The following is a 5,100-nucleotide window of genomic DNA, read 5'->3' on the forward strand; positions in this document are numbered from 1 at the left end:
GGGCTTTCCGATCTCCAGCTCACCCGCCAGGCATTACTCTCTGATCAGTGCCTCGATGATCGGGCAGATCGTTCCGCCGTCTCCCGCATCACATTGCTGCACCAGTTCGCCTAACAGTTGCTGCATGACGACCAAGTCGGCCATCTTCTGCTCGATCAACGCGAGCTTGCGTGCAGCCCGTGCTCGCGTTTCGGCACAGGCGCACGACTCATCCAGCGTCAGCAGTCCACCGACTTCCGAGAGCGTGAAACCCAGCGCCTGAGCCCGCTTGATGAAACGCAGTCGCTTCACCATGTCCACCGGATAGCGCCGATGGCCACCCAAGGGTTTGGCTGGTTCATCCAGCAGCCCGCGTCGCTGGTAGTAGCGGATCGTCTCGACGTTCACCCCGGCGGCGTCTGCCAGCTTGCCAATGGTCAGCTCTGTGGCCATCACTTTCTCCTTGATTCCGTACTTTGGTACGGAGTTTAGAATAGCACCTAGGCAATCAGGCTCAGGAGATGGGAATGGGGATGCAACTCACCGGGAAAGGCTCGCTGGTCGCGAGTTCGCTGACCGCCATCGGTGCGTCGGTGTGCTGTGTCGGGCCACTGGTGCTGTTGGCACTCGGTGTCGGCGGTACGTGGGTGGGCGCTCTGACCATGATGGAGCCACTACGCCCCCTCTTCATCGGGTTGACTCTACTGTTCCTGGGATTGGCATTCCGCAAGCTCTACCTGGTGCCACAGGTTTGTACGCCAGGTACACCCTGCGCCGATCCGCGCACGCTCGTGCGACAGCGACTCGTGTTCTGGATCGTCAGCGTGCTGCTGCTCGGCCTATTGGCCGTGCCGTGGCTCGCCCCGCTGTTCTACTGAAGGAGATTAACCATGCGCAAACTGCTGATCGCCGTGCTTTTCGCCTTGCCCTTCGTGGCGCTGGCGGCTCCCCCGAAAACCGTCACGCTCGACGTGCAGAACATGACGTGCGGACTCTGTCCGATCACGGTCAAGAAGTCGCTGGAGAAGGTGTCCGGCGTGAGTGACGTCCAGGTCAATTTCGACCAGAAGACGGCGACCGTCACCTACGATCCCGATAAGGCCCAGCCCGAGGCACTGACTGAGGCGACCGCGAACGCGGGATACCCCTCCACAGTGCAGAAGTGAGGTCACGATGAGCGCCATTGTCCTTGAGTCCGTGCTGACTTGCCCGCGCTGCGGCTTCGCCAAGCCGGAAACCATGCCCACGGACGCCTGCCAGTTCTATTACGAGTGCAGCAACTGCAAGGCGCTGCTGCGCCCCAACCCAGGGGATTGCTGCGTTTTCTGTTCGTTCGGCTCGGTGAAGTGCCCGCCGATCCAGCAGCAGCTTGGGTGTTGCTCATAGCGTTTAGGGGGATCACAGGTCGTCGTCTGGATTACGCAGTGGCCGCAGCTCGCCGCGCGCAACTTCTTCCGGTACCGCAAAGGAATACCGCCCGAGCATGTTGATGTGCTCGTAGATCAGCGGCGATAGCCGGGCCAAATCCTCTTCCAGCACTGGATAGCCGTGCTGCTTGAGCCGTTCCACGGCCGCCGTCATGTAGAGGGTGTTCCACAGCACGATGATGTTCACCACCAGGCCCAGAGCACCGAGCTGGTCTTCCTGGCCTTCGCGGTAGCGCTGGCGGAGCTCGCCGCGTTTGCCGTGGAACACGGCGCGGGCCAGGCTGTGCCGGCCTTCGCCTCGGTTCAACTGGGTCAGGGTGGCGCGGCGCTTGGACTCGTCGTCGATATAGGTCAACGTGTGCAGAGTCTTTTCGATCCGCCCGAATTCGGCCAGCGCCTGGGCCAGCCGGGTGGGTCTATCTCCCGTTTGCAGCGTGCGCATGATGCCAGTCGCCGGCACCCGGCCGAGTTTGAGCGAGCCGGCCAGGCGCAGCAGGTCGTCCCAGTGCTCGGCGATCAGGTCGAGTTTGACCGACTGGCGGGCCAGCCCGTTGAGCTTGCCGTAGTCCGCGTCCGGGCGCGTGCGCCAGAAGCGGGTACCGCCGACATCGGCCAGCCGCGGACTGAAGTGGTAGCCAAGTAGGCGGAAGAGCCCGAACACCACATCGCTGTAGGCCCCGGTGTCGGTCATGATTTGCGTCGGCTGCAACTCGGTCTGCTGTTCCAGCACGACCGCCAGCAACACCAGGCTGTCGCGCAGCGTGCCGGGCACGGTGATGGCGTTGAGGCCGGAGAATTGGTCGGAAATCAGGTTGTACCAGGTGACACCCCGGCCGGTGCCGAAATACTTCGGATTGGGGCCGGCATGCACGGTGCGCACCGGTACGACGAAGCGCATGCCATCGGCGGAGGCGACCTCGCCGCCACCCCAGACTTGGGCCAGTTCCAGTTGGCTTTGCGCTCCGACCAGGATGGCGTTAGCCGCTGACAGGGTGTCGTCGCGGATATAATTCTGGCTGACCCAGGACAGCCGGTCACGGCGCAGCGCCGGGTTGTCGGTGCGGATCAAGGGCTCCAGGCCGGTGTTGCAGGCCCCGCCCAACAGCACCGCGCAGAGGCTGGTGACCAGGTTGTCGGCGCGTGCATTGCGTTCGGAGACATGGGTGAAGGCCTCGGAAAAGCCAGTGCGGGCGGCGATTTCCAAGAGGATTTCCGGCAGATCGACACGCGGCATCAGGTCAGACACGGCCGCCCGCAGTTGCAGCAACGAGCAGGGCTCGTCCAGCTTGTCCAGCGCCCCGAGCGACAGTTCGGTCTTGCCCTCGGTGTTCTCGCTCAGTTGAATCGCCGGGTTGTCGGGCAGGCGCGCGGCTACTGCCAGCCAGGTTGCATCCAGCTCGACGGACAAGGCGTCCAGGGTGGTTTTGGCGTCGATGGTCAGGCCCAGTGACCGGCAGATGATCGGTCGCGCCGCCAGCCATTCGGCACCGTCGAGCAGGCCAAGACGCGGGTCGGCATAGCGCCAACTGGGCGAGACGAAGACATCGCGGCGGCGCAGGGCCGTGCGCAGCGCATCGAGCGTGCAGAACACATAGGCACCCATGTCGAGGGAGCCATCTTCGCGGGTGATGTGCTTCTGCCAAGCCTTGGCCACGATCTCCTGCGGCGCGTCATCCTCTGGCTTCCGGCGCGGCAGGTTCAGTTGCAGCCACTCCAGACTAGCCGCCACGCCCTTGCCGGCCGGGCTGAAGCCGAAGCGGATGTGCTTGAGCAGGTCGGGCAGGAAGCGGCGCACGCTGCGGTAGCGCGCTTCCAATGCAAGAAAATAGACGTCATCTACCGGGCGGATCAGCGCGTTGACCTCTTCCAGGGCCTTTTCCAGGGTGGTCCTCGGCAGGTCGTTGAACAGCCGGGCGCGCACGTTGTCATCGCTGATCGAGCTGTCCAGCACGACCTTGCACGCGGCGGCGAGCGTCGCGGCCGACCGATCCAGGTCTTTCAGGCTGCGCATGCGGGCTTTCTTGTCGGCCTTCTCCGCGTTGCTGAACAGGTCGCGCAGCAAGGCCTCCAGGACTTCCAGTGCGTCGTCGTGCGCAGTCGCCTCCAGGCAGAGTGCGAAGGCCACCAGTGTCGCCATCCGCCGCGACGCCGGCAGCCGATTAATCGCGGTGACCTTGGCCGTGTTGGCGAAGCGGGCCAGGGCGGCGATACGGCTGGGAGGGATGTGCGCCGCCGCCGGCAAGGTGATGCCGATGCCGCGCACGTCATCGAGCCGGCGCAGTGCCCGAATCAACGCGGGGCCACTGACCATGACCGGGCCGGAGCGCAATTGATCCAGCCGGGAGCTGCGGTTGCCTTCGGCCACCGTCAGCAAGTCTTGCAGTTGCAATCGCTGTTCCTCAGTCACGCTGCGGCCCAGCGTAAACCAGAGGCGTTCTTCGACCCGACTGCGCAACTGGGCGATAAAGCGCTCTAGTTGAGACACACCAGGCAGGAGGACTTTCTGTGTGAACAGCCACGAGGTGGCTCGCTCAAACAGCACTCCCGGCCGGTCGGTGCCCGTCCAGCAGAGGGCATACAGCCAGCGGCTCAAGCGAAAGCCGATGCCCGGATCGGTGAAATGACGATAGCCAAAGCGGTTCTGAATATCGGTGGCATGTATCCAGCGGCGATGATCGCTATAGCGCTGGAGGCAGTCGGGGTCTGGAATCGCCAGTTGTCGGCAAAGCACCTGCAGGACTTCCACCGGCACGGCGGCGGGCTTGTCCGGCAGAACGCCAACGAAGCGGACGGTGGTCAGCAGAACGGCATAACCCAGACGGTTATGGTTACCCCGCAGCACCTGGATGGCTTCACGGTCTTCATCGCTCAGGTGGAAGTAACGTTCCAGCTCTTCACGGCTGGGCGAATCAACATAGCGGCCAAAACCGTCGCGTTGCTCTTGAGTCAGAAAACCGACCGGCATTGATCACAGCACCTCGACGCAGAACACGGCGGGCGTGACGATCCGCGTGCGTTCGATGTGCCCGCGTTGCAGCAGGCCGGCGCGGCGATCACCGGTTACCAGGTAGTCCGCATCGCCCGCCAAGGCCATGGCCAGCAAAAACGAGTCATCCGGATCATCGGCTTCGACCTCGATGGTCAGGCGCTCCAGTACCACAGCCCGTTGCAGGTTATTGATCATGGCGCCCACCTTGGCGGGCTGTAGGATGGCCTGAAGCTTGGGATAGCGGCTGGCTCGACGAATTTCATCGAGTTGCATCCGCGAGGTCACCACCTCGAAACGCGCCGCCCGCCAGGCACGGTAGATCGCATCGGGCGCGCCATGTGGCGAGATCAGGGCGCTGAACAGGATGTTGGTATCCAACACGACCCGCATCAGCGCTTACGTGCCCAGTCGAGCGCTTCGTCAACCGCGTTGGTCAATTCTGCCTCACTCAGATGGGCGTTAGCGGCCTTGGCCTGCTCAGCGCTCAGCTCCAGGATGTGTGCCCGTACCGCTTCTTCGATGAAGCGCGACAGGTCGCCCTTACGGCCGCCGCCCTGGCTGGCCAGAAACATCCGAAGCGACTGGTCGGTGTCGGCCGAGACGGCGACATTCCAGCGAATGGTATTCATAGCGTTCTCCGCTAATAGGTGTTTGTGTGTTTATACGCCAATCACAAAGGGCGATGCAATGGTTCGACAAAACGAA

Annotated in this window: 7 protein-coding genes; 3 read left to right on the forward strand and 4 right to left on the reverse strand. The window is 63.2% G+C overall.

Annotated features, from left to right (window positions below):
• Window positions 1–33: 33 nt before the first annotated feature.
• Window positions 34–432: an Hg(II)-responsive transcriptional regulator gene (gene merR, locus M5G20_RS29925; protein ID WP_003089120.1), complete on the reverse strand. Its 399-nt coding sequence runs from the start codon at window positions 430–432 to the stop codon at window positions 34–36.
• A gap of 74 nt (window positions 433–506) precedes the next feature.
• Between merR and M5G20_RS29930 the strand changes: the two genes are divergently transcribed.
• The 3 genes from M5G20_RS29930 to M5G20_RS29940 are packed head-to-tail and all read left to right on the forward strand — an operon-like array spanning window position 507 to window position 1,365.
• On the forward strand, window positions 507–857 hold the full coding sequence (locus M5G20_RS29930) for a mercuric transporter MerT family protein (protein ID WP_003089115.1): 351 nt from the start codon (window positions 507–509) through the stop codon (window positions 855–857).
• A 12-nt stretch (window positions 858–869) separates the two neighbouring features.
• Window positions 870–1,145 (forward strand): mercury resistance system periplasmic binding protein MerP, encoded by a 276-nt coding sequence (gene merP / locus M5G20_RS29935; RefSeq protein ID WP_003150552.1) that lies wholly within the window; start codon window positions 870–872, stop codon window positions 1,143–1,145.
• A gap of 7 nt (window positions 1,146–1,152) precedes the next feature.
• Window positions 1,153–1,365 carry a GDCCVxC domain-containing (seleno)protein gene (locus M5G20_RS29940; RefSeq protein ID WP_003089113.1) on the forward strand — a complete coding sequence of 71 codons (213 nt, stop codon included), beginning with the start codon at window positions 1,153–1,155 and terminating at the stop codon, window positions 1,363–1,365.
• A 12-nt stretch (window positions 1,366–1,377) separates the two neighbouring features.
• On the opposite strand, the gene M5G20_RS29945 is transcribed toward M5G20_RS29940, so the two are convergent.
• From M5G20_RS29945 to M5G20_RS29955, 3 genes are read right to left on the reverse strand one after another with little or no spacing between them, the layout of a single operon-like run.
• A complete protein-coding gene (locus M5G20_RS29945) occupies window positions 1,378–4,371 on the reverse strand; it encodes a Tn3 family transposase (RefSeq protein WP_003299771.1) in 2,994 nt (997 codons plus the stop codon).
• 3 nt (window positions 4,372–4,374) lie between these two features.
• Window positions 4,375–4,785: a putative toxin-antitoxin system toxin component, PIN family gene (locus M5G20_RS29950; protein ID WP_003150546.1), complete on the reverse strand. Its 411-nt coding sequence runs from the start codon at window positions 4,783–4,785 to the stop codon at window positions 4,375–4,377.
• A complete protein-coding gene (locus tag M5G20_RS29955; RefSeq protein ID WP_003089107.1) occupies window positions 4,785–5,024 on the reverse strand; it encodes a ribbon-helix-helix domain-containing protein in 240 nt (79 codons plus the stop codon). The genes M5G20_RS29950 and M5G20_RS29955 overlap by 1 nt, the downstream gene beginning before the upstream one ends.
• Between the last annotated feature and the right edge of the window lie 76 nt (window positions 5,025–5,100).

The sequence above is a fragment of the Pseudomonas sp. TNT2022 ID1044 genome (assembly GCF_028656895.1).
In the GTDB taxonomy this organism is placed as follows: Bacteria; Pseudomonadota; Gammaproteobacteria; order Pseudomonadales; family Pseudomonadaceae; genus Aquipseudomonas; species Aquipseudomonas reinekei.